The organism is Brevundimonas diminuta, from assembly GCF_022654015.1.
Taxonomy (GTDB): domain Bacteria; phylum Pseudomonadota; class Alphaproteobacteria; order Caulobacterales; family Caulobacteraceae; genus Brevundimonas; species Brevundimonas diminuta_C.
Map to the genome: position 1 here is coordinate 2,199,638 of NZ_CP073063.1, position 25,043 is coordinate 2,224,680.

Annotated in this window: 28 protein-coding genes; 12 read left to right on the forward strand and 16 right to left on the reverse strand. The window is 66.2% G+C overall.

Features of this window, described 5'->3' with window-relative positions:
• Nucleotides 1-11: 11 nt before the first annotated feature.
• The 3 genes from KAK88_RS10950 to KAK88_RS10960 all read left to right on the forward strand — a co-directional run bounded on the left by KAK88_RS10950 (nt 12) and on the right by KAK88_RS10960 (nt 3,527).
• Nucleotides 12-1,577 (forward strand): DEAD/DEAH box helicase, encoded by a 1,566-nt coding sequence (locus KAK88_RS10950; protein WP_242076665.1) that lies wholly within the window; start codon nt 12-14, stop codon nt 1,575-1,577.
• A 110-nt stretch (nt 1,578-1,687) separates the two neighbouring features.
• The gene (locus tag KAK88_RS10955) at nt 1,688-2,737 is read left to right on the forward strand and encodes a GGDEF domain-containing protein (RefSeq protein WP_055804927.1); all 1,050 of its coding nucleotides are present in this window, start codon (nt 1,688-1,690) and stop codon (nt 2,735-2,737) included.
• A 37-nt stretch (nt 2,738-2,774) separates the two neighbouring features.
• Nucleotides 2,775-3,527, forward strand: a complete 753-nt coding sequence (locus KAK88_RS10960) for a lysophospholipid acyltransferase family protein (RefSeq protein WP_242076666.1) — start codon at nt 2,775-2,777, stop codon at nt 3,525-3,527.
• Here KAK88_RS10960 and KAK88_RS10965 read toward each other — a convergent pair.
• Genes KAK88_RS10965 through KAK88_RS11005 form a run of 9 tightly spaced genes read right to left on the reverse strand, consistent with a single transcriptional unit; the run spans nt 3,520 to nt 10,770 of the window.
• The gene (locus KAK88_RS10965; RefSeq protein ID WP_242076667.1) at nt 3,520-3,879 is read right to left on the reverse strand and encodes a TfoX/Sxy family protein; all 360 of its coding nucleotides are present in this window, start codon (nt 3,877-3,879) and stop codon (nt 3,520-3,522) included. The genes KAK88_RS10960 and KAK88_RS10965 overlap by 8 nt on opposite strands.
• A gap of 1 nt (nt 3,880) precedes the next feature.
• Nucleotides 3,881-4,270 carry a HesB/IscA family protein gene (locus KAK88_RS10970; RefSeq protein WP_242076668.1) on the reverse strand — a complete coding sequence of 130 codons (390 nt, stop codon included), beginning with the start codon at nt 4,268-4,270 and terminating at the stop codon, nt 3,881-3,883.
• Between the two features lie 13 nt (nt 4,271-4,283).
• On the reverse strand, nt 4,284-4,673 hold the full coding sequence (locus KAK88_RS10975) for an SUF system Fe-S cluster assembly protein (RefSeq protein ID WP_039247388.1): 390 nt from the start codon (nt 4,671-4,673) through the stop codon (nt 4,284-4,286).
• A 4-nt stretch (nt 4,674-4,677) separates the two neighbouring features.
• Nucleotides 4,678-5,916 (reverse strand): aminotransferase class V-fold PLP-dependent enzyme, encoded by a 1,239-nt coding sequence (locus tag KAK88_RS10980; RefSeq protein WP_242076669.1) that lies wholly within the window; start codon nt 5,914-5,916, stop codon nt 4,678-4,680.
• Entirely contained in the window at nt 5,895-6,917 is a 1,023-nt protein-coding gene (sufD, locus tag KAK88_RS10985) for a Fe-S cluster assembly protein SufD (RefSeq protein ID WP_242076670.1), read from the reverse strand. Before sufD ends, KAK88_RS10980 begins: the two co-directional genes overlap by 22 nt.
• Nucleotides 6,914-7,675, reverse strand: a complete 762-nt coding sequence (sufC, locus tag KAK88_RS10990; RefSeq protein ID WP_242076671.1) for a Fe-S cluster assembly ATPase SufC — start codon at nt 7,673-7,675, stop codon at nt 6,914-6,916. Before sufC ends, sufD begins: the two co-directional genes overlap by 4 nt.
• Before the next feature lie 13 nt (nt 7,676-7,688).
• Nucleotides 7,689-9,155 (reverse strand): Fe-S cluster assembly protein SufB, encoded by a 1,467-nt coding sequence (gene sufB / locus KAK88_RS10995; RefSeq protein ID WP_242076672.1) that lies wholly within the window; start codon nt 9,153-9,155, stop codon nt 7,689-7,691.
• A complete protein-coding gene (locus tag KAK88_RS11000) occupies nt 9,155-10,294 on the reverse strand; it encodes a cysteine desulfurase family protein (protein ID WP_242076673.1) in 1,140 nt (379 codons plus the stop codon). The genes sufB and KAK88_RS11000 overlap by 1 nt, the downstream gene beginning before the upstream one ends.
• Complete coding sequence (locus KAK88_RS11005; protein ID WP_055753471.1) at nt 10,291-10,770, reverse strand: Rrf2 family transcriptional regulator; 480 nt, start codon at nt 10,768-10,770, stop codon at nt 10,291-10,293. Before KAK88_RS11005 ends, KAK88_RS11000 begins: the two co-directional genes overlap by 4 nt.
• Before the next feature lie 158 nt (nt 10,771-10,928).
• On the opposite strand from KAK88_RS11005, the gene KAK88_RS11010 reads away from it, so the two are divergent.
• The 3 genes from KAK88_RS11010 (at nt 10,929) to KAK88_RS11020 (ending at nt 12,767) form a co-directional block, all read left to right on the forward strand.
• Nucleotides 10,929-11,579: an alpha/beta hydrolase gene (locus KAK88_RS11010; RefSeq protein ID WP_017504016.1), complete on the forward strand. Its 651-nt coding sequence runs from the start codon at nt 10,929-10,931 to the stop codon at nt 11,577-11,579.
• An 85-nt stretch (nt 11,580-11,664) separates the two neighbouring features.
• The gene (locus KAK88_RS11015; RefSeq protein ID WP_242076674.1) at nt 11,665-12,477 is read left to right on the forward strand and encodes a transporter; all 813 of its coding nucleotides are present in this window, start codon (nt 11,665-11,667) and stop codon (nt 12,475-12,477) included.
• 5 nt (nt 12,478-12,482) lie between these two features.
• Nucleotides 12,483-12,767 carry a hypothetical protein gene (locus KAK88_RS11020; protein ID WP_242076675.1) on the forward strand — a complete coding sequence of 95 codons (285 nt, stop codon included), beginning with the start codon at nt 12,483-12,485 and terminating at the stop codon, nt 12,765-12,767.
• Nucleotides 12,768-12,789: 22 nt separating this feature from the next.
• On the opposite strand, the gene ahpF is transcribed toward KAK88_RS11020, so the two are convergent.
• The 5 genes from ahpF to KAK88_RS11045 form a co-directional block, all read right to left on the reverse strand.
• Nucleotides 12,790-14,379, reverse strand: a complete 1,590-nt coding sequence (ahpF, locus tag KAK88_RS11025) for an alkyl hydroperoxide reductase subunit F (protein WP_242076676.1) — start codon at nt 14,377-14,379, stop codon at nt 12,790-12,792.
• A 179-nt stretch (nt 14,380-14,558) separates the two neighbouring features.
• Nucleotides 14,559-15,122 carry an alkyl hydroperoxide reductase subunit C gene (gene ahpC / locus KAK88_RS11030; RefSeq protein ID WP_242076677.1) on the reverse strand — a complete coding sequence of 188 codons (564 nt, stop codon included), beginning with the start codon at nt 15,120-15,122 and terminating at the stop codon, nt 14,559-14,561.
• A 105-nt stretch (nt 15,123-15,227) separates the two neighbouring features.
• A complete protein-coding gene (locus KAK88_RS11035) occupies nt 15,228-15,575 on the reverse strand; it encodes a hypothetical protein (protein WP_242076678.1) in 348 nt (115 codons plus the stop codon).
• 42 nt (nt 15,576-15,617) lie between these two features.
• A complete protein-coding gene (locus tag KAK88_RS11040; RefSeq protein WP_242076679.1) occupies nt 15,618-16,820 on the reverse strand; it encodes an exo-beta-N-acetylmuramidase NamZ family protein in 1,203 nt (400 codons plus the stop codon).
• Complete coding sequence (locus tag KAK88_RS11045; protein ID WP_242076680.1) at nt 16,817-17,335, reverse strand: DOMON-like domain-containing protein; 519 nt, start codon at nt 17,333-17,335, stop codon at nt 16,817-16,819. The genes KAK88_RS11040 and KAK88_RS11045 overlap by 4 nt, the downstream gene beginning before the upstream one ends.
• A gap of 71 nt (nt 17,336-17,406) precedes the next feature.
• On the opposite strand from KAK88_RS11045, the gene KAK88_RS11050 reads away from it, so the two are divergent.
• From KAK88_RS11050 to KAK88_RS11070, 5 genes are all read left to right on the forward strand, one after another.
• Nucleotides 17,407-17,595, forward strand: a complete 189-nt coding sequence (locus KAK88_RS11050) for a hypothetical protein (RefSeq protein WP_242076681.1) — start codon at nt 17,407-17,409, stop codon at nt 17,593-17,595.
• 80 nt (nt 17,596-17,675) lie between these two features.
• Nucleotides 17,676-17,879: a hypothetical protein gene (locus KAK88_RS11055; protein ID WP_242076682.1), complete on the forward strand. Its 204-nt coding sequence runs from the start codon at nt 17,676-17,678 to the stop codon at nt 17,877-17,879.
• Nucleotides 17,880-18,212: 333 nt separating this feature from the next.
• Nucleotides 18,213-19,466: a tyrosine--tRNA ligase gene (gene tyrS, locus KAK88_RS11060; protein WP_242076683.1), complete on the forward strand. Its 1,254-nt coding sequence runs from the start codon at nt 18,213-18,215 to the stop codon at nt 19,464-19,466.
• On the forward strand, nt 19,466-19,930 hold the full coding sequence (locus tag KAK88_RS11065; protein ID WP_242076684.1) for a peroxiredoxin: 465 nt from the start codon (nt 19,466-19,468) through the stop codon (nt 19,928-19,930). Before tyrS ends, KAK88_RS11065 begins: the two co-directional genes overlap by 1 nt.
• Nucleotides 19,931-20,044: 114 nt before the next feature.
• On the forward strand, nt 20,045-20,590 hold the full coding sequence (locus tag KAK88_RS11070) for a bactofilin family protein (RefSeq protein ID WP_082465003.1): 546 nt from the start codon (nt 20,045-20,047) through the stop codon (nt 20,588-20,590).
• Nucleotides 20,591-20,677: 87 nt separating this feature from the next.
• Here the strand turns inward: KAK88_RS11070 and prfB are convergent.
• Nucleotides 20,678-21,800 (reverse strand): peptide chain release factor 2 gene (gene prfB, locus KAK88_RS11075; RefSeq protein WP_099052186.1). Its coding sequence is split into 2 segments (ribosomal slippage): nt 20,678-21,730 and nt 21,732-21,800, totalling 1,122 coding nucleotides; the frame shifts between segments, so codons are not numbered across the junction.
• Between the two features lie 118 nt (nt 21,801-21,918).
• Nucleotides 21,919-24,333: a penicillin-binding protein 1A gene (locus tag KAK88_RS11080; RefSeq protein WP_431307187.1), complete on the reverse strand. Its 2,415-nt coding sequence runs from the start codon at nt 24,331-24,333 to the stop codon at nt 21,919-21,921.
• 266 nt (nt 24,334-24,599) lie between these two features.
• Between KAK88_RS11080 and KAK88_RS11085 the strand changes: the two genes are divergently transcribed.
• Nucleotides 24,600-25,028 (forward strand): organic hydroperoxide resistance protein, encoded by a 429-nt coding sequence (locus KAK88_RS11085; RefSeq protein WP_039247361.1) that lies wholly within the window; start codon nt 24,600-24,602, stop codon nt 25,026-25,028.
• Nucleotides 25,029-25,043 lie beyond the last annotated feature (15 nt).

Sequence of the window (25,043 nt, forward strand, 5' to 3'; positions counted from 1 at the left end):
CCCAAGGATTCATGACCGAATTTTCCCAACTGGGCCTTTCGCCCACGACCCTTCAGGCCGTCGCCGACACCGGCTACACGACCGCCACGCCCATTCAGGAACAGGCGATCCCCGTCGCCCTCGCCGGCCGCGACGTCCTGGGCATCGCCCAGACCGGCACCGGCAAGACCGCCGCCTTCACCCTGCCCCTGGTCGATCGCCTGTCCACCGGCCGCGCCCGCGCCCGCATGCCGCGCGCCATCGTCCTGGCGCCGACCCGCGAACTGGCCGATCAGGTCGCCGAGAGCTTCGCCAAATACGCCAAGGGCACCAAGCTGAGCTGGGTCCTGCTGATCGGCGGCGTCTCCATGGGCGACCAGGTCGCGGCGCTGAACAAGGGTGTCGACGTCCTGATCGCCACGCCCGGCCGGCTGCTCGACCTGTTCGAACGCGGCAAGATGCTGCTGACCGGCGTCGAGATCATGGTCGTCGACGAGGCCGACCGGATGCTGGACATGGGCTTCATCCCCGACATCGAACGCATCTTCAAACTGACGCCGCCGCGTCGCCAGACCCTGTTCTTCTCGGCCACCATGCCGCCGGAGATCACGCGCCTGACGACCGCCTTCCTCAAGGATCCGACCCGGATCGAGGCCTCGCGTCCGGCGATGACCGCCGACACCATCACCCAGTACATCGTCCGCATCCCGACCTCGGACCCCAAGGCCAAGCGGACCGCCCTGCGCGCCCTGGTCGGTCGCGAGGACGTGCGCAACGGCATCGTCTTCTGCAATCGCAAATCCGAAGTCGATATCGTCGCCAAGTCGCTTAAGACCCACGGCTTCGACGCTGCCCCGATCCACGGCGACCTGGATCAGTCGCACCGGATGAAGACCCTGGCGGACTTCCGCTCGGGCGCGCTGAAGATTCTGGTGGCCTCGGACGTCGCCGCGCGTGGCCTGGATATCCCGGACGTCAGCCACGTCTTCAACTACGACGTCTCGCACCACGCCGACGACTACGTCCACCGCATCGGCCGCACCGGCCGCGCCGGCAAGCTGGGCCAGGCCTTCATGATCGTGACCCCGGCCGACGACAAGTCGCTGGATAAGGTGCTGAAGCTGATCAAGAAGGACCCGGAAGAGCTGGTTCTTGAAGGCATCGACTTCGCCGCCATTAAAGACGGCCCGCGCCGCGACGACAAACGCTCGGGCGAACGCGGTCGCAGCCGGTCGCGCACCAGCAGCGCGCCCACCCCGTCCGCCGAGCCTGTCGACACCGCCCCGGTCACCGCCGCGCCATCGTCTGAAGAGGCTGCGGCGCCCCGCAGCCGCAGCCGCCGCAAGGCCCGCCCCGAGGCGCCGGTCGAAGTTGCGGCCCCCGTCGCCGCCGCAGTCGAGGCGGATGCGATCGTCGAACCCGTCGAAACGGCCCGCGCCCCGCGTACCGAGCGCGCAGACCGCGAGCCGCACCTGCTGCAATCCGATCGCCGCGGTGACCGCAAGGCCGACAAGAGCGATACTCAGCGCCAGGGCGTGCGTGGCTTCGGCGACGACATCCCCGCCTTCCTGCGCCGGCCCGTCGTCATCCGCGCCTGAACTCGTACACAACGGCGCGGTGAAACGCCGCGTCGTTTACCCTGCATTACGGAACATCCCGTAGTGTGCGCCCCGACACAGCTCCAGAACAGGAGCTCGGGGGAACAAGAATGTCAAAAAAGGTCGAGACGGCGCTAAGAGCTCCTCAAGCCTATGCTTTGGCGCGCAACGTCATCGGCGAAATGGAAAAAGCCGGCGTGTGGCCCACGCCGCTGAACTTCGAGCTTTGGCTGCACTACATCAGCGATCCCGACGGCCCCCTTGCCCAGGAAATCCGCCGTCTGCTGGCGCAGTCCGCCGTCATCACTGACAAGACGTCCGAAATGCTGGCCGCCGAGTTCCTGCCGCGCGGTCGCCTGCCGGATCAGATCCGCGACGTCGGCGCCGTGCTGGACCGCGAATTGGCCAGCGTCGCCAGCGCCATCGCCATGGCGCACAAGACCCAGCACGACTATGGCGAGACCCTCGCCGACGCCTCCCAGTGCATGGAAACCGTCGATGATCCGTCCTCGCTGAAGGATCTGGTCGGCGGCCTGTCGACCGCAACCAACCGCGTGCGCCGCGAAACGGCGATCCTCGAAAAACGTCTGGAAAAGTCCAACAAGGAAGTCATCCGCCTGCGCGAAAACCTGGAACAGGTGCGCCGCGACGCCATGACCGACGCCCTGACCAATCTGGCCAACCGCAAGGCCTTCGACGAACGGCTCGAGGCCGCCTGCGCCGAGGATGACGGCGCGCCGCTCAGCCTGGCCATCCTGGACATCGACCATTTCAAACGGTTCAACGACACCTGGGGCCACCAGACCGGCGACCAGGTGCTGCGCTATGTCTCCACCGTCCTGTCCAACATCTGCGGCAAGACCCGATTCGCCGCACGGTTCGGCGGCGAGGAGTTCGCGATCATCTTCCCGGGTGAAGGCGCTGGGGTCGTCATGGCCGCGTTGGAGAGCATCCGCAACGACGTGGCGTCACGCGCGCTGCGCCGTCGTTCGACCAATGATGACCTGGGCTCGGTGACTGTCTCCGCCGGCTTCGCCCAGCGCCGCAAGGGCGAAACCGCCGCCAGCCTGCTGGAACGCGCCGACGCCGCCTTGTACGAATCCAAGCGTGCGGGCCGTAACTGCGTAACGCCGGCCTCCTCGCTCGAAAAGGCGGCTTAGGGTCTGACAAGGCCAAGCTTTCTGCCATAGTCGTCCCATGCGCAGCTTTGCCTTCAATGTCGCCTACTGGATCCTGTCGATCAGCTATGGGCTGACCGCCGCCTTCGCCGCGCTCGCCCCCGGTCGCGGTCCGGCCAGCTGGGTCATCCGTCGCTATGTGAAGCGCATGGTCCAGGCCATGGCTATCTTCGCCGGCATCAAGCTGGACGTTCGCGGCAAGGATCGGCTGCCCGAGGGCGCCTTCATCATCGCCTCAAAACATCAAAGCTGGGGCGACGGCTTTGCGACCTACGATCAGTTCGACGACATCGCCTTCGTCACCGGCGATCACCTGGAAAAGTTTCCCCTGCTGGGCGGTGTGCTGAAGAAGCTGGGCGCCATCGTCGTCAACTCCTGCGGCGGCCACGAAGCGCGCAAAGCTCTGGCCATGCGGGCCGCCGAGGCTCGCGCCGAGAACCGCAAGATCCTGATCTATCCCGAGGGGCACCTCGCGCCCGTCGGTCAGAAGTTCAAATACCGCTCCGGCGTCTGGCACATGTATCGCGACTTCGACGTGCCGGTCGTGCCGCTCGCCACCAACCTCGGCCTCTTCTGGCCCGAGGAGAAATACGAAAAACACCCCGGCACGGCGACGCTGGAGTTCCTCGACCCGATCCCCGTCGGCTTGCCCAAAGAAGAGTTCCTGGCTCGCCTGGACGCTGTGATCGAAAACCGCACCGCCGAACTCGTCGCTCAAGCCACGGGTCAACCTGTAACGCCGGCCGTGCTGATCGACACACCGACTAAGTAACGGGCTTCGGCTTCTTCCCCGACGCCTTCTTCACCGCCAAGTCCAGCGAACGCCTCGCCCAGGCGACGGCTTCGTCGGGATCGTCCAGGGCCGTTTCGGGCAGGGTCCAATAGCCCATGCTCATCGTGCGGCCGTCCTTGGTCGGATAGGTGAACTGACGCGAACCAGCCTCGACGAAGGCCTCGCCCAGGGCCTCGTCGCCCTTCAGCCAGACCACGCCGTCGTCCAGCAGGGCGAACATGACGCCGGCGGCATAGACCCCGGCCCCGCCGAACATGCGCTTGATCTCCAGGCGGCCGAGCGCATGGAAATGCTCGCGCACCCATTCGCCGAAGTCCGCGTCATAAGCCATTTCAGTCGGCGGCGACCGGCACGATGGTCACGCTCTCGCCGCAGCCGCAGGCGTCGGTCTGGTTCGGATTGTTGAACACGAACTTGGACGCCAGAGGCGTCGTTTCATAGTCGATCTCGGTGCCGATCAGGAACAGCACAGCCCGGGGCTCGATCAGGATGGTGACGCCCTTGTCCTCGACCACCTCGTCCATCGGCCCGATCTCGTCGGCATAGGCGAAGGTGTATTCCTGCCCCGCGCAACCGCCATTCTTGACGCCGATGCGCAGGCCGATGTGATCGTTCTCGGCATTGTCCAGGATCTCACGCACCCGCTCGGCGGCCGCGTCCGTCAGGGTGACGGCCTTGGGGCGCGGGCGACGTGGACGGGATGTGGCTTGAAGCTCGCTCATCAGAACATGCCCATCAGAACATATTCAGGGCCAGCTTGGCCTCGTCGCTCATCTTGGAGGCGTCCCACGGCGGATCGAACACCAGATTGGCCTTGGCGCTGCGCACGCCCTCGACCTTCTCCACCGCCGTCTCGACCCAGCCCGGCATTTCGCCGGCGACCGGACAGCCCGGCGCCGTCAGGGTCATGTCGACCACCACGTCGCGATCGTCGTTGACGTCCACGCGGTAGATCAGGCCTAGTTCATAGATGTCGACCGGGATTTCCGGGTCATAGACCGTCTTCAGCGCCTCGATCAGCTGATCGGTCAGGGTGTCCAGCTCGGCCTGCGAAAGGGCGCTCTTCTGGGGCTCGTCCCAGGCGTCCCTGAAGGCGTCGCTGTCTTGAATCGGTTGATCTGTCATCGGCTTATACGAAGAAGTTCCGCGCCTTGATCAGCGCATCCACGAAGGCGTCGGCATCCTCCATGGTGTTATATAGGGCGAAGGAGGCGCGGGTGCTCGACGTCACGCCCATTCTTTTCGCCAGCGGCTCGGCGCAATGCAGACCGGCCCGCACAGCGACCCCGTAACGATCCATGATCTGCGCCACGTCATGGGCGTGCGCGCCCTCGACGGCGAAGGTCAGGATCGCGCCCTTGCCTTCGGCCTGCCCCAGAATCCGCAGCCAAGTCTGCCCCTGAAGTCGGTCGACAGCGTGCTGATAAAGGGCGTGCTCATGCGCCTGCACGGCCGCCCGGTCGTATTGCGCCAGCCAGTCCAACGCGGCGCCCAAGCCGATGGCCTCCAGGATCGGGGGCGTTCCCGCCTCGAACCGGTGCGGCGGCCGGGCATAGGTCACGCGGTCCTGCTCGACCGTCTCGATCATCTCGCCCCCGCCCTGATAGGGCGGCAGCGCCTCCAGCGCCTCGGCCTTGCCATACAGGGCGCCGATGCCGGTCGGGGCGAACAGCTTGTGCCCGGTCAGGACGTAGAAGTCGCAGCCGATGGCCTGAACGTCCGGCGTCGCATGAACCGCCCCCTGGCACCCGTCGATCAGCACCTGCGCCCCCGCCGCTTGGGCCAGTCGCGTGATCTCGGCGACCGGATTGATCGTCCCCAGCACGTTCGACATGTGGGTGACCGCAACCATCCGCGTCCTGGGCCCCAGCAGGTCGGCATAGGCCGCCATGTCCAGAGACCCGTCGTCCTTGACCGGAATCCACTTGATCTCCGCCCCGCGCCGTTCACGCAGCAGATGCCACGGCACGATGTTGGAGTGATGCTCCATCTCCGAGACGATGATCTCGTCGCCCGGCTCGATGCTCAGCCCCAGCCCGTTGGCCACCAGGTTGATCGCCTCCGTCCCGCCCTTGGTCCAGACCACCTGTTCGGCGCTCTCGGCATTCAGGAAGCGGGCGACGATCTCGCGCGCCTTCTCGAAGGCCTCGGTCGCCTCGTTCGACAGGGTGTGCAGCCCCCGGTGGACGTTGGCGTAACCGCCCTCCATCGTCGCCACCAGGGCGTCGATCACCGCACGCGGCTTCTGGGCCGAGGCCGCATTGTCCAGATAGACCAGCGGCTTGCCGTTCACCTGTCGCGACAGGATCGGGAACTGCGCCCGCACGGCATAGGGATCGAAGGTGTTCACAACCGCGCCGTCAGCCATTCCCGCGCCACCTCTCTCGCGCCCTCATGCTCGATCCGGTCGATGACCTCGATCAGGAAGGCCTGGGTCAGCAGGGCGCGCGCTTCGTCGGCCGGAATGCCGCGCTGCTGCATGTAGAACAGGGCGCTTTCGTCCAGCGTCCCCACCGTATTGCCGTGCGCGCACTGGACGTCGTCGGCATAGATGATCAGTTCCGGCTTGGCGTCGATCTCGGCCCGCTCGGAGGCGATCAGAGCATGGTGGCCCATCCGCGCATCGGTGCCGTCCGCGCCGCGCTCGACCACGATCTTGCCCTGGAAGACGCCGCGCGTCGTATCGCGGGCCACGCCCTTGATCAACTGGCTGGTTGCGCCGTCGTGTTCCACATGACGCACCACGCTGGTCAGATCCGCATGGCGCGCTCCGTTCAGCAGATAAAGGCCGTCGGCCTGGACCTGAGCACCTTGCGCATAGTGGGTGATGCGCGTTTCGATCCGCTGCAGCTTGGCGCCGGTCGTGACGATGGTCTGGCGATAGACGCCGCCCGCCTCGACCTTCACATGGGCCTCGGCGATGGAGATGGCGTCCTCCGGCTCCTCGACCAGGACGACGCGCGTCACCTCGGCGCCGGCCGCCACGTCCAGCTCCAGCGTATTGTGCGCGACGTAGGCCGAGCCTGCGCCCTCGTGCGTTTCCAGCAGCAGCAGCTTGGCGCCCGCGCGCGCCGAAACCCGCGCGCTGGCCGTGTGGCCCGTGCCGACGGCGTCCGACACATAGCGCAGCCGCAGGGTCCGCTCGCCCGAGGCGATGAAGTCGGTCACGCCCACGGCGCGTCCGTTGGCGAAGACGATCGCCTCGCCGCCCAGATCATAAAACGGTCCCGGCGGCCCGACCTCGGCCGTGCCTGACGGCTCCGGCGCGGCGCGAAGATAGCGCTTCAGGTCGCTGTATTTCCACGCTTCCGTCCGTCGGGACGGATAGGTTTCGGCGTCGGTCAGGTCGATGGCGAAGGCCGCGCTCATGCCGCCCCCTCTAGGACTGGCGGCAGATATTTGTCGTAGCCTTCCGCCTCCAGCTCCAACGCCAACTCCGGCCCGCCCGAGGCGACGATCCGACCGCCGGCCAGCACATGCACCCGGTCCGGTTTGATGTAGTCGAGCAGGCGCTGATAGTGGGTGATCACCAGCATGGCGCGGTCGGGACGACGCAGCGCGTTGACCCCTTCCGACACGATGCGCAGGGCGTCGATGTCCAGGCCGGAATCGGTTTCGTCCAGGATCAGCAGCGACGGCTCCAGCAGGGCCATCTGCAGGATCTCCATCCGCTTCTTCTCACCGCCGGAGAAGCCGACGTTCAACGGCCGCTTCAGCATGTCGAAGTCCATCTTCAGCGCCTTGGACGCTTCCCGCACCAGCTTCAGGAAGGCCGGCGCCGCCACCTCCTCCTCGCCCCGCGCGCGTTTCTGGGCGTTCAGCGCCGTCCGCACGAAGGTCAGAGCCGGCACGCCGGGGATCTCGATCGGATACTGGAACGACAGGAAGACGCCCTTGGCCGCCCGCTCAGCCGGGTCCAGCGCCAGCAGGTCCTCGCCCGACCATTCGACAGACCCTTCAGTCGCCTCATAGCCCGGCCGTCCCGAGAGGGCGTAGCCCAGCGTCGATTTCCCGGCCCCGTTCGGCCCCATGATGGCGTGCACCTCGCCCGCGGGAACGTCGAGCGTCAGCCCCTTGAGGATCGGCTTTTCGCCGACAGAGACATGAAGGTTGTTGATATTAAGCATTGTTTCTTCTTGATTATCCAACCGAGCCTTCAAGGCTGATCGCCACCAGCTTCTGCGCCTCGACGGCGAACTCCATCGGCAGTTTCTGCATCACGTCGCGCACGAAGCCGTTGACCAGCAGGGCCACCGCCTCCTCCTGCGACAGCCCGCGCTGCTGGGCGTAGAACAGCTGGTCGTCAGACAGGCGCGTCGTCGTCGCCTCGTGTTCCAGCTGGGCCGAGCCGTTGCGCGCCTCGATATAGGGAATGGTGTGCGAGCCGCAGTCCTTGCCGATCAGCAGGCTGTCGCACTGGGTGAAGTTGCGCACGCCCGTCGCCTTCGGATGCACCGAGACGAGACCGCGATAGGTCGAATCCGACCGACCCGCCGACACCGCCTTGGCGATGATCCGCGACTTCGAATTCTTGCCCAGATGGATCATCTTGGTGCCGGTGTCGGCCTGCTGATGCCCGTTGGTGATGGCGATGGAATAGAACTCGCCCGAGCTCTCCTCGCCCTTCAGGATGCAGGATGGATATTTCCAGGTCACGGCCGAGCCGGTCTCGACCTGGGTCCACGACACCTTGGACCGATCGCCCCGACAGTCGGCGCGCTTGGTGACGAAGTTGTAGATGCCGCCCTTGCCCTCGGCGTCGCCCGGATACCAGTTCTGGACCGTCGAATATTTCACCTCGGCGTCGTCCAGCGCCACGATCTCGACCACGGCCGCATGCAGCTGGTTCTCGTCGCGCATCGGCGCGGTGCAGCCTTCCAGATAGGAGACGTAGGCCCCCTTGTCGGCGATGATCAGAGTGCGTTCGAACTGGCCCGTCTGGCTCGCATTGATGCGGAAATAGGTCGACAGCTCCATCGGACATTTCACGCCCGGCGGGATGTAGACGAACGACCCGTCCGAAAAGACCGCGCTGTTCAGCGCTGCGAAATAGTTGTCAGAGACCGGCACCACCGACCCCAGGTATTGCCGCACCAGATCAGGATATTCGCGCAAGGCCTCTGAAATCGGCATGAAAATCACGCCGACCTTGGCCAGTTCTTCCTTGAAGGTCGTGACCACCGACACGCTGTCGAACACGGCGTCCACGGCGACCTTGGGCGCGCCCTGCACCCCGGCCAGCACCTCCTGCTCCTTCAGCGGGATGCCCAGCTTCTTGTAGATTTCCAGGATCTCGGGATCGACCTCGTCCAGCGACTTGGGCCCGTCCTTCTTCTTGGGCGCGGCATAGTAGAACAGGTCCTGATAATCGACGGGCTCGTAACGGACCGCCGCCCAGGTCGGCTCCTCCATCGCCAGCCAGCGCTCATAGGCGGCCAGACGCCATTCCAGCATCCATTCCGGCTCGCCCTTCTTTTCGGAAATGAAGCGCACGATCTCGGCGCTCAATCCCTTGGGCGCATACTCCGTCTCGATGTCGGACGTGAAACCGTGCTCGTACTTCTCCAGCGCGGCGACGGCGTCGATCGTTTCCTTGACGGCGGCCATCAGGCGACCTCTCTCACGCGCTCGGCGGCGCGCGTCTTGTGCTTGTTGTAGGCGGCGACCCAGGCGTCGGCGAACCGCGCCCAGTCGCCCTCGACCGTGCCCCATCCGCCGGAGACGCGTACGCCCCCGGTCGCCAGCGCATTCAGGCCCATGGCGCTGATGGTCTTGGACGGCTTCACCTTGCCCGACGAGCAGGCCGAGCCGGCGGACACCATGACGCCCGTCAGATCCAGGGTGATCAGCTGCTGCGGACTGTCCCAGCCCTCGACCGCCATGAACAGGGTGTTGGGCAGCCGCGCCACGCCTCCGCCGATGATCGTCGCGCCCGCGGCCTTGACCTTGGCTTCGGCCGCATCGCGCCAGGCGACGTGCGCGGCCATCGTCTCCAGATCCCGCGCGGCGCAATCGGCCGCGACCCCGAACCCGGCGATGCCCGGCACATTCTCGGTCCCGGCGCGCAGGCCCCGCTCCTGCCCCGCGCCGTGCAAAATCCGCACGCCCGACAGGCCTTCCTTGAAGATCAGGGCGCCGACGCCCTGCGCCCCGCCCAGCTTGTGCGCCGACAGGGTCAGGGTGTCCGCGTCCAGCGCGCGCATGTCGACCGCGATCTTGCCCGCCGACTGGATGGCGTCGACATGCAGCCAGCCGCCCGCCGCCCGTACCAGCGCCGCCGCCTCGGCGATCGGCTGGATGACGCCGCTTTCGTTGTTCGCGTGATGGATGGCGACCACGGCCCGACCCGGACGGCGCAGCGCGTCGGCCAGCCAGTCCAGATCCACCACCCCGTTCGCATCGACCGGCAGGACCTCTACGGCTACGCCCGCATTCGCGGCCGCTTCGGCCACGCACGGATGCTCGGTCGCCGACACGATCAGCCGTTCGCAACCGGCCGCCAGCGCGCTGGCGATGCCCTGGGCATTGGCTTCAGTGCCGCCTGAGTTGAACACCACCGCCGTCGGATCGGCCCCGACCAGGTCCGCGACCTGCGCCCGCGCGGTCTCGACCCGCGCCCGCGCCCGCCGGCCCGCCGCATGGACCGCCGACGGATTGCCGTTGTCGGCCAGCGCCCGCGCCATGACGTCCAGCACTTCCGGCCGCACCAGGCCCGAGGCGTTGTAGTCCAGATAGACGCCGCTCATGCCGCCACCCCCACGGCAGAGGGCTCGACGTTGCGCCGACGCTGGCCCGTGCGGTTCATCACCACATCTTCCAGCGACACGCCCGCCAGATAGCGATGGATTTCGTCGCCCAGGTCTTCCCAGAGATTGTGGGTGATGCAGCGCTCGCCGGCCAGCATGCAGCCCTTGGGCGAGCCATGCGCCACGCACCGCGTCGCCCGGATCGGTTCATCCACCGCCAGCACGATCTCGGCGACCACCGTTTCATGCGCCGCCTTGGCCAGACGGTATCCGCCGCCCGGCCCGCGCACGCTCTTGACCAGTTCGCTCTTCCTCAGACGAGCGAACAACTGCTCCAGATAGCTCAGCGAAATCTCCTGGCGCGCGGCGATCTCGGCCAGCGAAACCGCCCGGATTTCACCGCTCTCGCCGCGTCCGTTCTTCGCCAGATCGGCCATCGCCATCACGGCGTATCGTCCCTTGGTCGACAGACGCATTTCGCACCTTCAAAAATTGCGCGCTTTTCGGGGCTCCTGTGCTAGAACCCGCGCCTTCGCAAAGGCGGCGCGCTTGCGGAGGGACTTAGAAAGTCCCACCTCTGCGGTCAAGTATTACGCATTCGCGAAATGACAGTTGAACGGATTCCAGAGCCCCTATGCCTGAAGTCATCCTGCCCGGCGCCTCCGGTCGCATCGAAGGCCGCTATTCCCCGGGCAAGCGCCCGAATGCGCCGATCGCGCTGATCCTGCACCCGCACCCCAAGGCGGGCGGGCATATGAACAACCCGGTCGCGGTCACCCTGCACCAGCTGTTCCAGCAGCGCGGCTTTGCGACCCTGCGCTACAACTCGCGCGGCGTCGGCAAGTCGCAGGGCGAGTTCGATTCGGGCATCGGGGAGCTGGCCGACGCGGCCACCGCCCTCGATTGGCTCCAGGCCAACAATCCCGGCGCCAGCCAGACCTGGGTCGCCGGCTATCAGTTCGGCGCCTACATCGGCATGCAGCTTCTGATGCGTCGCCCCGAGACGGACGGCTTCATCTCGGTCTCGCCGCCGTCGAACATGTACGACTTCAGCTTCCTGGCGCCCTGCCCGGCGTCCGGCCTGTTCCTGCACGGCACGGCCGACACCATCGTCCCGCCGGTCGAGGTCGAGCGCGTGGTCAACAAGCTGCGCACCCAAAAGGGCATCATCATCGACTACGAACTGGAAGAGGGCGCCAGCCACTTCTGGCAGGACCATATGAGCGCGGTCGAAACCCGCGTCGGCGCCTATCTGGACAAGCGTCTGGAAGAAAAGCCGGCCTGACATCCGGCTTGTTGTTCGGCTCGGCGTCACGGCTGATTAAGGCGCGGGCGGCATGATCGGGCGAGACATCGCTGCGAGATCCGCCATGCGCCCGCCCCTTCTAATTGCCCTGATCGCCTGCCTGGCCTCACCCACGGCGGTGGCGGCTCAGTCTGCGCCAGAGCGCGATTTCTGCGCCGATCGCCCCGGCAAGGGCACGCCGACCTGCATCCTCGACAAGGGCCGCTGGCAGGTCGAACTCGGCCTGTTCGACGGCGCGCGTCAGACGGACGACACCACACGGACCGACACCTGGGACGCTGGCGATCTCTTCGTGCGCTATGGCCTGACGGGCCTGACCGAGCTTCAACTCGGGCTCACGACGTGGAACCGCGAACGAAGCCTCGACCGCGCGACTGGCGACCGTGATGTGGCCGAAGGCGTCGGCGATCTCAGTATCGGCCTGCGCCACTCGCTGAAGAACCCTGACGGCTCGGGCCTGTCCGTTGCGATTTCCGGCTTCATCACTGCGCCGACGGGTGCGCGCGATATTCGCGCCGACGGTTTCGAGGGCGGCGTCATCTTGCCGGTCTCCATCCCGCTGAACGACGACTGGAGCCTGAGCCTGTCGCCCCAGATCGACTGGGTCTCGGATGCGGACGGCGACGGCCGCCACGGCGCCTATACGATGGTCGCCGGCGTCGGACGCGGTTTCGGCCAATGGGACCTGGGCGCCGAGGTCTGGATCAGCCGCGACGATGATCCCGTCGCGCCGACCACGCCGTCCACCTTCGACCTGACCGCCGTCTGGTCGCCCCCGGCCCTGCCCGACGCCCAGCTGGATTTCGGCCTCAACTTCGGCCTGAACGACGACAGCCCGGATGTTGAGTTCGGCGTCGGTCTCGCACGGCGCTTCTAGGCGAGATGGCGCGGCGGAAAAGAAAGGCCGAGCCGGCGGAAGCGAAACCCACGACAGTCTGGGCGTGGTTGCGGCCCAGGATCACCTTGGTCAACTATCTGCTGCTGTCGTTACCGATGTGGGCGCTCGCGCTGGTCGTGGGCAAGCTTACCCACTCCTCGCTGCCTTACAATGTCTGGGCTTTGCTGTGGGCGGCGCCGATGGGCCTGTATCTCGCCGCCCGCTGGATTTACTTCCTCGTCACCCTGATCTGGGCGATCCTGGTCGAGATCGTGAAGGCCGTGCGATAACGGATCGCACGGCCCGATTAGATCACGCCGGTTCGACCACCGCCTCTTTCGCCGGCTCGGTGCGGATCATGTAGTCGAAGGCCGACAGACCCGCCTTGGACCCCTCGCCCATGGCGATGACGATCTGCTTGTAGGGCACGGTCGTCGCGTCGCCCGCCGCAAAGATGCCCGGCTGCGAGGTCTCGCCGCGGTGATCCACCTCGATCTCGCCGCGAGGGGTCAGGCCCACCGCGCCGTGCAGCCATTCGGTGTTCGGGACCAGACCGATCTGCACGAAGATGCCTTCCAGATCGACGTCGTGATGGGCGTCGGAGTTGCGGTCCTTGTAGGACAAACCCGTCACCTTCTCGCCGTCGCCATGCACCTGGGTCGTCAGGGCCGAGGTCACGATCCGCACGTTCGGCAGGGTCGCCAGCTTGCGCTGCAGCACCGCATCGGCCCGCAGCTCGCTGTCGTATTCGATCAGGGTCACATGGGCCACGATGCCCGCCAGGTCGATCGCCGCCTCGACGCCGGAGTTACCGCCGCCGATCACCGCCACCCGCTTGCCCTTGAACAGCGGCCCGTCGCAGTGCGGGCAATAGGCCACGCCCTTGTTCTTGTACTGCTCCTCGCCCGGCACGTTCATCTGGCGCCAGCGCGCGCCGGTCGACAGGATGACGGTCCGCGATTTCAGCGATGCGCCGTTCTCCAGCACCACCTCGTGCAGGCCGCCTGGAACCTTGGCCGGGATCAGCTTGGCCGCCTTCTGCAGGTTCATCAGGTCCACTTCATACTCGCGGACGTGCTGCTCCAGATGGGCCGCCAGCTTGGGTCCTTCGGTGTAGGGGACCGAGACGAAGTTCTCGATGGCCATCGTGTCCAGCACCTGGCCGCCGAAGCGTTCGGCGACGACGCCCGTGCGAATGCCCTTGCGCGCGGTATAGATGGCGGCCGCCGCTCCGGCCGGCCCGCCGCCGACCACCAGAACCTCGAACGGATCCTTGGACTTCAGACGCTCGGCCGCGCGGGCTTCGGCGCCGGAATCCAGCTTGGCGACGATCTGCTCCATCTCCATCCGCCCCTGACCGAACAGATCGCCGTTCAGGAAGACCGTCGGCACGGCCATGATCTTGCGTTCCTCGACCTCGTCCTTGAACAGGCCGCCCTCGATGGCGACGTGTTTGATGCGCGGATTGATCACGCTCATCAGGTTCAGCGCCTGCACCACGTCCGGGCAGTTCTGGCACGACAGCGAGAAATAGGTCTCGAACACATAGTCGCCGTCCAGGTCCCTGACCTGCTGGATCACCTCCTGCGCCGCCTTGGACGGATGGCCGCCGACGTGCAGCAGGGCCAGCACCAGCGAGGTGAACTCGTGGCCCAGCGGAATGCCCGCGAACCGCACGCCGATGTCCGTGCCCTTCCTGCGGATCAGGAAGCTGGGCTGGCGCTCGTCGTCATAGTCGCGGCCCATCTCGACCTTGCCGTGCGAGACCGAGACGATCTCCTCCAGCAGGGTCTTCAACTCGATCGACTTGGGCCCCGCACCCAGCGAGGCGACCAGTTCGACGGGGTGGACGATGTTCTTGAGGTAGGCTTCGAGCTGGGATTTCAAATTGGCGTCTAGCATCGGATGCTCCTCGGAATTCAATAGGTTGAGCGCCGTCCTCAAGCCGCTTCAGGCGAGGACAGGACGCAAAAAGGCCGCGGGGCTGGAAAGACTACGCACCCCGCGGCCTCTGCGAACGCCCGAAAGGAACGGGCGTCCAGGCCGGCGACATCGAAACGCCGCCGGCCGAACTTGGGGTCTTAGATCTTGCCGACGAGATCGAGCGACGGGGCCAGAGTGGCTTCGCCTTCTTCCCACTTGGCCGGGCAGACTTCACCGGGGTGCGAGCGCACATACTGGGCGGCCTTGACCTTGCGCAGCAGTTCGGCGGCGTTGCGGCCGATGCCTTCCGAGGTCGTCTCGGTGAACTGGATCACGCCGTCCGGATCGACCAGGAAGGTCGCGCGGTCGGCCAGGCCCACGCCCGGACGCATCGCGTCGAAGTTGTTGGTCACCACGCCCGACGGATCGCCCAGCATCGTGTATTCGATCTTGCCGATCGCCGGGGACGAGTCGTGCCAGGCCTTGTGCGAGAAGTGGGTGTCGGTCGACACCGAATAGATCTCGACGCCCAGCTTCTGGAACTCGGCATAGTGGTCGGCCAGGTCTTCCAGCTCGGTCGGGCACACGAAGGTGAAGTCGGCCGGATAGAAGAAGAAGATCGCCCACTTGCCCGCCACGTCGGCGTCCGTGACCGTCAGGAATTTGCCGCCCTTATAGGCTTCGGCCGTAAAGGGTTTGATCGTCGTGTTGATGAGGGCCATGCGCAAAATCCAATGCAAGGTGGTTGGGAGGCGCCCTCCCTACCGCACCGCACCAAATAAACCCAATCACTTATTTGCAGATGCGCAATAGATTTTTGTTATAGGTCAGGGCGTCATAACCGGCACAGCCCCGGCTTTGATCGCTTCTTGAATGCAGTCGGTATGTTCCTCAGCGAAACCGTCGGCATCCCGTATCCTGCGCTGCATCACCGCCGTCTTGACCCTCGCTTCCCGGTCGTCCGTGGATTGCTCATCTGTCAGCCTGGCGCCCCACCATTCGCGGATGAACCAGCTCGGTCCCGCCACCCTACCGGTCTCGCGCGCAGCGTCCTCGATCAGGATCATGACGTGGGCGTAGCAGATCTCGGCGCGCTGCATGTCCGCAGGATAGGGCGTCTCCACATGCGCTCCCGCCACCTGAAGCGCCGTCGCCGCCAGCATCGAAACGATCATGATCTCATCCTCTCCCTCGGCCTCTTCCTCGGCCCGATGTGATCAATACAGCAGGAACGGCCGCCGCGCCTCTTCCCACGCCGCCTCGTCCGGCTGCGTCGCGGCATCCAGATCGCTTGGCGTCGCGCCTGCGTCGTCCACCCATTCCCGCAGGCCCGGCCCGCTGTTGATCACGTCGATGGGCAGTTTGCCGAACGCATACTCGTACGGAAAATCCCGCCACAGGTCGTAGTCGGGATATAGCCGCCGGATCGCCTTGAAGCCCAAGGCCTGAACCCGCCACGGCTTGAAGGCCGCGTGGTCATAGCCGGGGTGATCGACGTGGATCTGCACCCCGCTGCACAGCTTTCCGACGTGCTTGTGGAAGGTCGGCTCGAACCACATGTCGCGCAAGACGCAGCCGCCCAGCCATTCCGGCGCCAGCGCCTGCATTTCCGCGATGACCGCCCGCGCGTCGATGTCCGGCGCCCCGAACAGCTCCAATGGCCGTGTCGTCCCCCGCCCTTCCGACAGGGTCGCCCCTTCCAGCATCACCGTGCCCGCATAGGCGCGCGCCATCGACAGGTTCGGCGCATTGGGGCTGGGATTGACCCATGACCGGTCCAGCAGCGGCCAGCCGAAGCCCGGCCCCGCCTCGGGCGCCCAACCCTGCATCTCCACGACCTGGTAATCCACATCCAGCTTGAACTGGTCGATGAACCACCGACCCAGTTCGCCCATGGTCATCCCGTGCCGCATCGGCATCGGCCCGGCCCCGACGAAACTCTCCCAGCCGGGCTTCAACGTCATCCCCTCGACGGGCCGCCCCGCCGGATTGGGCCGGTCCAGCACCCACACCGACTTTCCGTGTTTCGCCGCCGCCTCCAGCACGTACAGAAGCGTCGTCACATAGGTGTAGATACGGCAGCCCAGGTCCTGCAGATCGACCAGCAGCACGTCGAACTCGGCCATCCATTCGTCGCGCGGCCGCCGCACCTCGCCGTACAGGCTGAATACCGGGAAGCCGTGGACCGGATCGCGATAATCCGGGCTTTCCATCATATTGTCCTGAAGATCGCCCTTCATCCCGTGCTGCGGGCCAAAGGCGGCGGTCAGCCGGATTTCGGGACAGGCGGCCAGCGCGTCCACCGCATGGGTCAGATCCTTCGTCACCGACGCCGGATGCGCCAGCAAGGCCACGCGTCGCCCCTTCAGCTGCGCCCTGAGAGCGTCGTCGGACAAAAGGCGGTCGAGGCCGAAGTTCATGTCAGGTCCAGCGCGAACGAGTCGGGATGATGAAAGTCCGGCTTATCCGAAGGATGCGCCAGCGCCCAATAGCCGATCGCCCCGTCCATGCCCCGGATCACCGCCGCCAAGCCCGTCCTCAGGCCCGCCGCCCCGACCGCATCCTCCGGCAAGGTCACGTCCGCCGTCAGCACGAACTGTCCGGACGCCGACCGCGTCACGATGAAGGGCGCGGGCATCTCCAGATCCCGCATCCCCTCGCGATAGCCGTCGAACCGATAGGCCGCCCACGCCCCCGACGGCGACAGATTGTATTCGATATAGCCGCCCGCCGTCCGCACGAACGCCTCGAAACAGGTCGCCTGCCACAGCCCGTCCGTCCGCACCCGCGCCGCCGCCTCCGGCCGCCACATACTCTCCACCGCTCCGGCCAGCACATACTCCAAGCTCAGCACCCGCCCGGCCCGTCGCGCCTCGACCTCCAGCGTCAGCCCGGCCGGGCTGGATGTCGGATGCGGGATCAGGGGCAGGCGCATCCCGCCTTCGTATCGCAGGCCGGCCAACTCGTCGATTGCATCGACCGAGGCGGCGCATCTACAATCTGGAGATGAAGCCCCTCGCCCTTTTTGCGCTGACATTGGCCTACATCTTTGCGCTGTTGCTCTTGAGCGAGGCCGCGCCCCCGCCTTTGCCGCACATGATGACGGTGGCGCTTTGCGGCGCCATCGGGGCGTCTTTGGCGAACGCCACCTGGTGGCTGGTCGCGCGAAAGCTCCTTCGCAAGCCCACGCGCTAGACCGAGAGCCGGCTTCCGACTTCCTCCCCAACGCCTCATCAACCCTTGCGGGCGTCGGACCTCCGTGAAAACATCACAGCATGCCCAAGCGCTCCCCCTACGGTCCGCAGATGACCTTCTCTGAGAAGCGTCAGATGCTGAAGGATCGCTTCCACCTCCTGCTCGGACCGCTCGTTCTCTGCCTGGCTGTCAGCGGCGCTTCTTCCGAACCGTCCTCTGTGTTTCTGGCGTGGACAGTGGGCACCGCTCTGGTCGCGCTAGTCCTCAACCGGCTGATTCCGTGAAGGTGAAATCGCCGGTCTAAAGGTCGCCAGCCATCGCATCTTCTCGGGATGTCGGCTGGCTTTACAACGCTCTATGGCCAAGCAGCGTCATCCAACCCATCGCGGCCTGAAACGGCGCTAAAATGGGCGCGCCATGCCCAAAGCCGCTCCACCTGAAATTGCACCACCTTGCATTTTGCACGCGTTTTCGCGTTGCCGTGCAATTTCGCGCCGATCGAGATTAGACGAATTAGACACTTCAGACGGTGTTTTTCATCCGCGCGGTCTGAACAGCCGACGCCGCCTCGACTAGGGGAAGACGACCCTCGTCATCCCTGCTAACCCAGCCTCACCATGACCGAACACGCCTTCAAATCCGACTTCCTGCGCACGCTCCAAGCGCGCGGCTACATCCATCAGATCACCCACCCCGCCGAACTGGACGAGGCGGCCGCCGCGGGCGTGGTGCCGGGCTATATCGGCTTCGACGCCACTGCGCCGTCATTGCACGTCGGAAGCCTGATCCAGATCATGATGCTGCGCCGGCTTCAGCAGGCGGGCGGCAAGCCCATCGTCCTGATGGGCGGCGGCACGACCAAGGTCGGCGACCCCACCGGCAAGGACACGTCGCGTCCGCAGCTGACCGAAGAGACGATCCAGTCGAACATCGACACCATCAAGACGGTCTTCGCCAAGTTCCTGACGTTCGGCGACGGCCCGACCGACGCGGTCATGGTCAACAATGACGACTGGCTGTCCGGCTACGGCTACATCCAGTTCCTGAGAGATTTCGGCACCCACTTCACCGTCAACCGGATGCTGGCCTTCGACTCGGTCAAGCTGCGCCTTGAGCGTGAGCAGCCGATGACCTTCCTAGAGTTCAACTACATGCTGATGCAGTCGGTGGACTTCCTGGAGCTCAACCGCAGCCACAAGGTCACCCTGCAAATGGGCGGCTCGGACCAGTGGGGCAACATCACTTCGGGCGTGGATCTGGTGCGCCGCGTGGATCAGAAGGCCGCCTTCGGCCTGACCACGCCGCTGCTGACCACGGCGTCGGGCGGCAAGATGGGCAAGACCGCTCAGGGCGCCGTCTGGCTGAACGCCGAACAACTCAGCCCCTACGACTACTGGCAGTTCTGGCGTAACGCCGAGGACGCCGACGTCGGCCGCTTCATGCGCCTGTTCACCGACCTGAGCCTGGAACAGATCGCGCAATACGAAGCGCTGGAAGGCGCGGCGATCAACGACGCCAAAAAGGCCCTCGCCGATGCAGCGACCACCCTGCTGCATGGCGCGGACGAGGCTGCAAAGGCGCGCGCCGCCGCCGAAAGCAACTTCGAAAAAGGCCAGTTGTCCGCCGACCTGCCGACCGTCGAACTGCCGTCGGCCGAGATTTACGGCGCCATGATCGCCGCTGTCGTGACGAAGGCCGGCCTGACGGCCTCCAACGGTGAGGCCCGTCGCCTGGCCCAGGGCGGCGGTCTTCGCCTCAACGATGCCGCCGTGGCCGACGGCGCCCAGCTGTTGACCGAGGCCGACCTCAAGGACGGCGTCATCAAACTGGCGGCCGGCAAGAAAAAGATCGTTCTGGTGAGGCCTGTTTGATGTCCGCAACCGAAGGCCAACCCGCGCCCGCCCTCGACCTGCCCACGGACGGCGGCGGCCGCGTCACCCTCGCCGCCCTGAAGGGCAAGCCCGCCGTCGTCTATTTCTACCCCAAGGACGACACGACCGGCTGCACCCGCGAGGCCCAGGACTTCACCGCCCTCGCCACCGACTTCGCCGCGCTCGGCGTGCCGGTCATCGGCGTGTCCAAGGACACGGTGAAGAAGCACGACAGGTTCAAGGCCAAATACGATCTCGCCGTCACCCTGGCCTCCGACGAGGACGGCGCCGCCTGCGAGGCCTGGGGCGTCTGGGTGCAGAAAAAGCTTTATGGCCGCGAATATATGGGCATCGAGCGGGCCACCTTCCTGATCGACGCCGAGGGCCGGGTCGCCAAGGCCTGGCGCAATGTGAAGGTCGCCGACCACGCCGCAGCCGTCCTGGAGTCCGCCAGGGCCCTGTGATCGGCGAGCGCCGTTCGGAAGCGATGCTTGACCTTGGCCCCTCCTCCACGGCCTAGTGGGCGTCGGGGCTAATAGGGGCTTGGCCGGCCTTGGCTGGCAGATGCGGAGCGCACCATGTTCACCAAGAGCAAATCCTACGACAGCGGATCGAACGGCTTGGGCATCCCCCCGGCGCCCGAACCGACCACGCCCACGCCGACGGCTGCGAGCACGCCGTCCCTGCCCGCCACGACGCCTGCGCCGCGCGCGCCCGAACCGGCCCGTCCGGCAGCCCGGTCCAGCAATCTGTCGACCCTGTCGGCCGGCGTGAAATACGAAGGCAACATCTCCGGCGCCGGCGAGCTTCAGGTCGACGGCTCGCTGAAGGGCGATGTTCGCGTCTCGCGCGTCGTGATCGGCGAAGGCGGCTCGGTCGAGGGCACGGTCCATGCCGACGTCCTTGACGTGCGCGGTCGCGTCTCGGGCGCCATCGTCGCCAAACAGGTCAAGCTTCACGCCACCGCCCGCGTCGAGGGCGACATCACGCAAGAGCAACTCGCCATCGACCAAGGCGCCTGGTTCCAGGGCCGCTGCAACCAGGCCAAGCGCGACACCCCCGGCGCCGCCATGCTGGAAGCCCCCGCGCCGAAGGCCGACAAGGCGGACAAGACCGCCGCCTGACCGCAGCGAATGCGAACGGGTTCAAGTCGGCCGAAAGGCCGATAGCCCAAACAAAAAAGGGCGGCTCGTCGGAGCCGCCCTTTTCCGTCAGTCCACGCTCGATCCTCGGGTCTCGCCGACCCGCTGGGCCAGGGCCGCGCCCATGAAGGCGTCCAGGTCGCCGTCCAGCACCCCCTGGGTGTCCGAGGTCTCAACCTCGGTCCGCAGGTCCTTCACCATCTGATAGGGCTGCAGGACATAGGAGCGGATCTGGTGGCCCCACCCGATGTCGGTCTTGGCGTCGGCCAGCGCCTGAGCCGCCGCCTCGCGCTTCTGCAGTTCCAGCTCGTACAGGCGCGCGCGCAGCATCTTCCACGCCATCTCGCGGTTCTGGTGCTGCGACCGGCCGGCCTGGCAGGCCACGACGGTGTTGGTCGGGGTGTGCGTCAGGCGCACGGCCGAGTCGGTCTTGTTGATGTGCTGACCGCCGGCGCCCGAGGCGCGATAGGTGTCGGTGCGCACGTCCGAGGGGTTGATGTCGATCTCGATCGCGTCGTCCACGACCGGCGACACCCCGATTGAGGCGAAGCTGGTGTGGCGCTTGGCCGCCGCGTCATAGGGGCTGATGCGGACCAGGCGGTGCACGCCCGATTCCGACTTCAGCCAGCCATAGGCGTTGGGCCCCTCGATCAGGATGGTGGCCGACTTGACCCCCGCCTGCTCGCCCTCTTCGTGCGCTTCGATCGTGACCTCGTAGCCGTGCGCCTTGGCCCAGCGGGAATACATGCGCAGCAGCATGCCGGCCCAGTCGTTCGACTCGGTGCCGCCGGCGCCGGAGTTGACTTCAAGATAGGCGTCGTTGCCGTCGGCCTCGCCGGACAACAGGGCTTCCAGCTCGGCGCGGGCGGCGCGTTCCTTGATGCCGCGCAGCGACGCGCGAGCGTCTTCCAGCGCGCCCTCGTCGCCTTCCTCGTCCGCCATCTCGGCCAGCATCACCCCGTCTTCGAGGTCCTGCTCCATCGCCTTGACGGTGTTGATCTTACCTTCCAGCTGCGAGCGTTCGCGGCTGACGGCCTGGGCCTCGTCGGGCTTGTCCCACAGCGTAGGATCCTCGACCCGCGCATTCAGCTCATCGAGCTTTCTTAGAGCGACATCCCAGTCAAAGACGCCTCCTGAGCAGAGCGACGCTCTGCTCGATGTCGGCCTTCATGGCCTCGACATCCGGTCTCATCGCAAACTCCGCGACACAACGCCCTCAGCAGCGCGGCCCTTAGGCCGCGCGACAGGGCAGGATTAATGGAAAACGGCGCGCCACGAGGACGCGCCGTTCGAAAGGCCTACCTAGAGCCTCAGTACAATCCGCTCAAGTCCTCCGCCGGCGCCTTCTTGGGCGGCGGCGGCGCGGTGGGCGCCGGCGACGAGGCGGGCGCGCCGCTGGCGGCCTCCTGCTCGCGACGGATCACCTCATAGTAGTTCTGCGGTCCGACGGGCTGGGCCGGGCCGGTCGGGCGCGGCGGCGGGGCCTGGCGCTCGGTGCCGGGACGGAAGGCCTCCTCGATGCCGTTGACGGTGCGGAAGATGGCGTTCTTGGGCCGCACGAACGGGCGAGCCGGCCTTTCCTTCAACGCCGTCTGCATGAACTCCGTGAAGACCGGCACGGCGGCCGAGGCGCCGGCTTCTCCGGATCCCAGCGAGCGGTTGTCATCAAAGCCGATGAAGACGCCGACCACGATGTCGGTGGTGAAGCCGACGAACCAGGCCGAGCGATATTCGTTGGTGGTGCCCGTCTTGCCCGCGACCCAGGGGCCGAGACCGCGCGCGCTGGCGGCGGTGCCGCGCTGAACCACGCCCTCCAGCATGGAGCTCATCTGATAGGCGGTGATCGGGTCGATGACCTGGGTTCCGCGTTGCTGCAGGCGCGGCGACTCTTGGCCCGAGAAGCCGCGTCCGCATTCGCGGCAGCTGCGGTTGTCGGCGCGGAAAATGGTCTCGCCGTCGCGGTCTTGAACATAGTCGATCAGATAGGGCGTCACCCGCCGCCCGCCGTTGGCGAAGGCGGAATAGGCGGCCGTGATCTCCAGCGGCGTGACCTCGCCGGCGCCCAGCGACACCGACAGGTTCGGCGTCATGCCTGGCAGACCCATCTTGGCCGACTGATCGACGATCTTCTTCATGCCGACCGACTGGGCCAGCCGCACCGTCATGACGTTGCGCGACAGCTCCAGCCCGCGACGCAGCGTCTGAGGGCCATAGTATTGGCGGCTGTAGTTCTCGGGCGTCCAGCGCGTGCCGTTGGGACCGCCGGCGAAGCTTATCGGCGCATCCAGGACGATCGAGGCCGGGGTGAAGTCGCCCTCCAGCGCCGTCGCATAGACGAAGGGTTTGAAGGCCGAACCCGGTTGACGGCGCGCCTGGGTCGCCCGGTTGAAGCTGGACAACGCGTAGGAATAGCCGCCGACCATCGCCAGCACGCGTCCGGACTGCGGCTCGATGGCGACCAGCGCCCCGTTGACGCGCGGCACCTGCTTCAGGGCGAACTGGCCGCCCTGCGGCTCCACGAAGATCAGTTCGCCGCGCTTCAGCTGACGATTGGCGTTGGCCCAGGCGGCGTCCGACGCCAGCAGCGTGCCGGACTTGTCGTCGCGGGCGGTGCGGATGCGAACCGTGTTGCCGCTGACGCTTTCGATGGCGGCGGCCTGCCAGCTGCGGCGCTCGGGCGGCGCCTGCTCCTTCAACGCGACCGCCTGCCAGCCGTCGGCGAAGTCGGTCGTGCCCCACCCGCCGCGCCAGCCATGACGACGGTCGTAGTTCTCAAGCCCCTGCATCAGGGCCCGGCGCGCCGCCGTCTGCAGCGTGGGGTCCAGGGTCGTGCGCATATAGAAGCCGCCGGCGCGCAGCTGCTCGCCGAACTGAGGGTTGGCGGCGGCTTGGCGGCGCGCCTCCTCGACGAAGAAGTCGGCGTCCTTGTAATCCGACCGTTGCGGCGCATCGCGCGTGACCAGAGGCTTGGCGCGGGCCTCGACCAGTTGTTCAGGCGTCAGCCAGCCGCTCTGCACCATCTCGCCCAGCACCCAGTCACGGCGGCCCTTGGCCGCCCCGGGGTGACGCTTGGGGTGATAGTTGTTCGGCCCCTTGGGCAGGGACGCCAGGAAGGCGGCTTCGTCGGGCGTCAGCTGCGCCAGCGACTTGCCGAAATAGTTGTAGGCCGCCGAAGCGATGCCGAACGAGCGATAGCCCAGGAAAATCTCGTTCAGATACAGCTCGAGGATCTGTTCCTTGGACAGGGTCGCCTCCAGGCGATTGGCAAGGATGGCCTCCTTCAGCTTGCGGTTCAGGCTGGATTCGTTGGTCAGCAGGACGTTCTTGGCCACCTGCTGGGTGATGGTCGAACCGCCTTCCAGCCGACGTCCCGACGCCAGGTTGAAGACGTTCTTCAGCGACGCGCGGCCGATGCCGCCCACGTCGATGCCGCCATGCTGGAAGAAGTTGCGATCTTCAGCCGCCAGGAAGGCGTGGATCACCGGCTGGGGAATCTGGTCGTAGGAGACATAGATTCGGCGCTCGTCCGAAAACTCGCCGATAAGGGTGCCGTCGCCGGCATAGACGCGCGTTGCGGTCGGCGGGCGATAGTCCGCCAGCTCCGACGCATCGGGCAGGTCGTGGAACAGCCACGCCGCATAGACGGCGACGACCAACCCCGCCAGGGCGATGCCGCCCAGCAGAACCATGCCCGCCCACACGAACCAGCGTTCGGCAATCTTCACTGCGTACTCCGACGACGCGCCCCAGCAGGTGCTTTAGCCCGCGTCGCCGGTCGATGGCTAGACCTTGATCGGCTGGAGAGGAATCGCTCCGCGATTCCGCTGAAGCCGTGAATCAAGGTCTCGCTTGAAGCTGGAGCCTGATTCACCGCTACGTCGAAGCGCGAAGCGCTTCAACTCAAGCGGACCAGGCTCTAGCCGCGATGCAACGCCCCTTCCCGTCCGCCGTTAAGCTCCCATCTCAAGCATCCCAACCCAAGGAGCCTGCCATGGAAGTTCTGTATCGCGCCCAATCGACGGCATCGGGCGGAGGCCGTGAGGACGGCCGTTCGGCCACCGACGACGGTAAGATCGACGTCAAACTGTCGACGCCGACCGAGATGGGCGGCAAGGGCGGCGACGGCACCAATCCGGAGCAGCTCTTCGCCACCGGATACGCCGCCTGTTATCTCGGCGCGCTGCGTCTGGTCAGCGGCAAGGCCGGCACGCCCGTGAGCCCCGACACCAAGGTCACGGCCGGCGTCGGCTTTGGCAAGAACACCAAGGGCGAAGGCTTCAATCTGGATGTCGACCTGACCGTGACCGACCACGGCCTGGACCAGGCCGTTATCGACGACCTGATCGAGAAGGCGCACCAGGTCTGCCCCTACTCCAACGCCACCCGCAACAACGTCGATGTTCGGCTGAGCGCGAAATAACCGACGCCGAGGGCC

What these genes read in the sequence shown, in the direction of transcription:
- KAK88_RS10975 (WP_039247388.1), bottom strand. Translation starts at nt 4,673, where the DNA reads ATGACAGATCAACCGATTCAAGACAGCGACGCCTTCAGGGACGCCTGG.
- KAK88_RS11070 (WP_082465003.1), top strand. Translation starts at nt 20,045, where the DNA reads ATGTTCACCAAGAGCAAATCCTACGACAGCGGATCGAACGGCTTGGGC.
- KAK88_RS11015 (WP_242076674.1), top strand. Translation starts at nt 11,665, where the DNA reads ATGCGCCCGCCCCTTCTAATTGCCCTGATCGCCTGCCTGGCCTCACCC.
- KAK88_RS10970 (WP_242076668.1), bottom strand. Translation starts at nt 4,270, where the DNA reads ATGAGCGAGCTTCAAGCCACATCCCGTCCACGTCGCCCGCGCCCCAAG.
- KAK88_RS11065 (WP_242076684.1), top strand. Translation starts at nt 19,466, where the DNA reads ATGTCCGCAACCGAAGGCCAACCCGCGCCCGCCCTCGACCTGCCCACG.
- KAK88_RS10980 (WP_242076669.1), bottom strand. Translation starts at nt 5,916, where the DNA reads ATGGCTGACGGCGCGGTTGTGAACACCTTCGATCCCTATGCCGTGCGG.
- KAK88_RS11000 (WP_242076673.1), bottom strand. Translation starts at nt 10,294, where the DNA reads ATGAGCGGCGTCTATCTGGACTACAACGCCTCGGGCCTGGTGCGGCCG.
- sufB (WP_242076672.1), bottom strand. Translation starts at nt 9,155, where the DNA reads ATGGCCGCCGTCAAGGAAACGATCGACGCCGTCGCCGCGCTGGAGAAG.
- ahpF (WP_242076676.1), bottom strand. Translation starts at nt 14,379, where the DNA reads ATGCTAGACGCCAATTTGAAATCCCAGCTCGAAGCCTACCTCAAGAAC.
- KAK88_RS11045 (WP_242076680.1), bottom strand. Translation starts at nt 17,335, where the DNA reads ATGCGCCTGCCCCTGATCCCGCATCCGACATCCAGCCCGGCCGGGCTG.
- sufC (WP_242076671.1), bottom strand. Translation starts at nt 7,675, where the DNA reads ATGCTTAATATCAACAACCTTCATGTCTCTGTCGGCGAAAAGCCGATC.
- tyrS (WP_242076683.1), top strand. Translation starts at nt 18,213, where the DNA reads ATGACCGAACACGCCTTCAAATCCGACTTCCTGCGCACGCTCCAAGCG.
- KAK88_RS11050 (WP_242076681.1), top strand. Translation starts at nt 17,407, where the DNA reads ATGAAGCCCCTCGCCCTTTTTGCGCTGACATTGGCCTACATCTTTGCG.
- KAK88_RS11005 (WP_055753471.1), bottom strand. Translation starts at nt 10,770, where the DNA reads ATGCGTCTGTCGACCAAGGGACGATACGCCGTGATGGCGATGGCCGAT.
- sufD (WP_242076670.1), bottom strand. Translation starts at nt 6,917, where the DNA reads ATGAGCGCGGCCTTCGCCATCGACCTGACCGACGCCGAAACCTATCCG.
- KAK88_RS10960 (WP_242076666.1), top strand. Translation starts at nt 2,775, where the DNA reads ATGCGCAGCTTTGCCTTCAATGTCGCCTACTGGATCCTGTCGATCAGC.
- ahpC (WP_242076677.1), bottom strand. Translation starts at nt 15,122, where the DNA reads ATGGCCCTCATCAACACGACGATCAAACCCTTTACGGCCGAAGCCTAT.
- KAK88_RS10965 (WP_242076667.1), bottom strand. Translation starts at nt 3,879, where the DNA reads ATGGCTTATGACGCGGACTTCGGCGAATGGGTGCGCGAGCATTTCCAT.
- KAK88_RS11010 (WP_017504016.1), top strand. Translation starts at nt 10,929, where the DNA reads ATGCCTGAAGTCATCCTGCCCGGCGCCTCCGGTCGCATCGAAGGCCGC.
- KAK88_RS11040 (WP_242076679.1), bottom strand. Translation starts at nt 16,820, where the DNA reads ATGAACTTCGGCCTCGACCGCCTTTTGTCCGACGACGCTCTCAGGGCG.
- KAK88_RS11020 (WP_242076675.1), top strand. Translation starts at nt 12,483, where the DNA reads ATGGCGCGGCGGAAAAGAAAGGCCGAGCCGGCGGAAGCGAAACCCACG.
- KAK88_RS11085 (WP_039247361.1), top strand. Translation starts at nt 24,600, where the DNA reads ATGGAAGTTCTGTATCGCGCCCAATCGACGGCATCGGGCGGAGGCCGT.
- KAK88_RS11035 (WP_242076678.1), bottom strand. Translation starts at nt 15,575, where the DNA reads ATGATCGTTTCGATGCTGGCGGCGACGGCGCTTCAGGTGGCGGGAGCG.
- KAK88_RS11055 (WP_242076682.1), top strand. Translation starts at nt 17,676, where the DNA reads ATGCCCAAGCGCTCCCCCTACGGTCCGCAGATGACCTTCTCTGAGAAG.
- KAK88_RS10950 (WP_242076665.1), top strand. Translation starts at nt 12, where the DNA reads ATGACCGAATTTTCCCAACTGGGCCTTTCGCCCACGACCCTTCAGGCC.
- KAK88_RS10955 (WP_055804927.1), top strand. Translation starts at nt 1,688, where the DNA reads ATGTCAAAAAAGGTCGAGACGGCGCTAAGAGCTCCTCAAGCCTATGCT.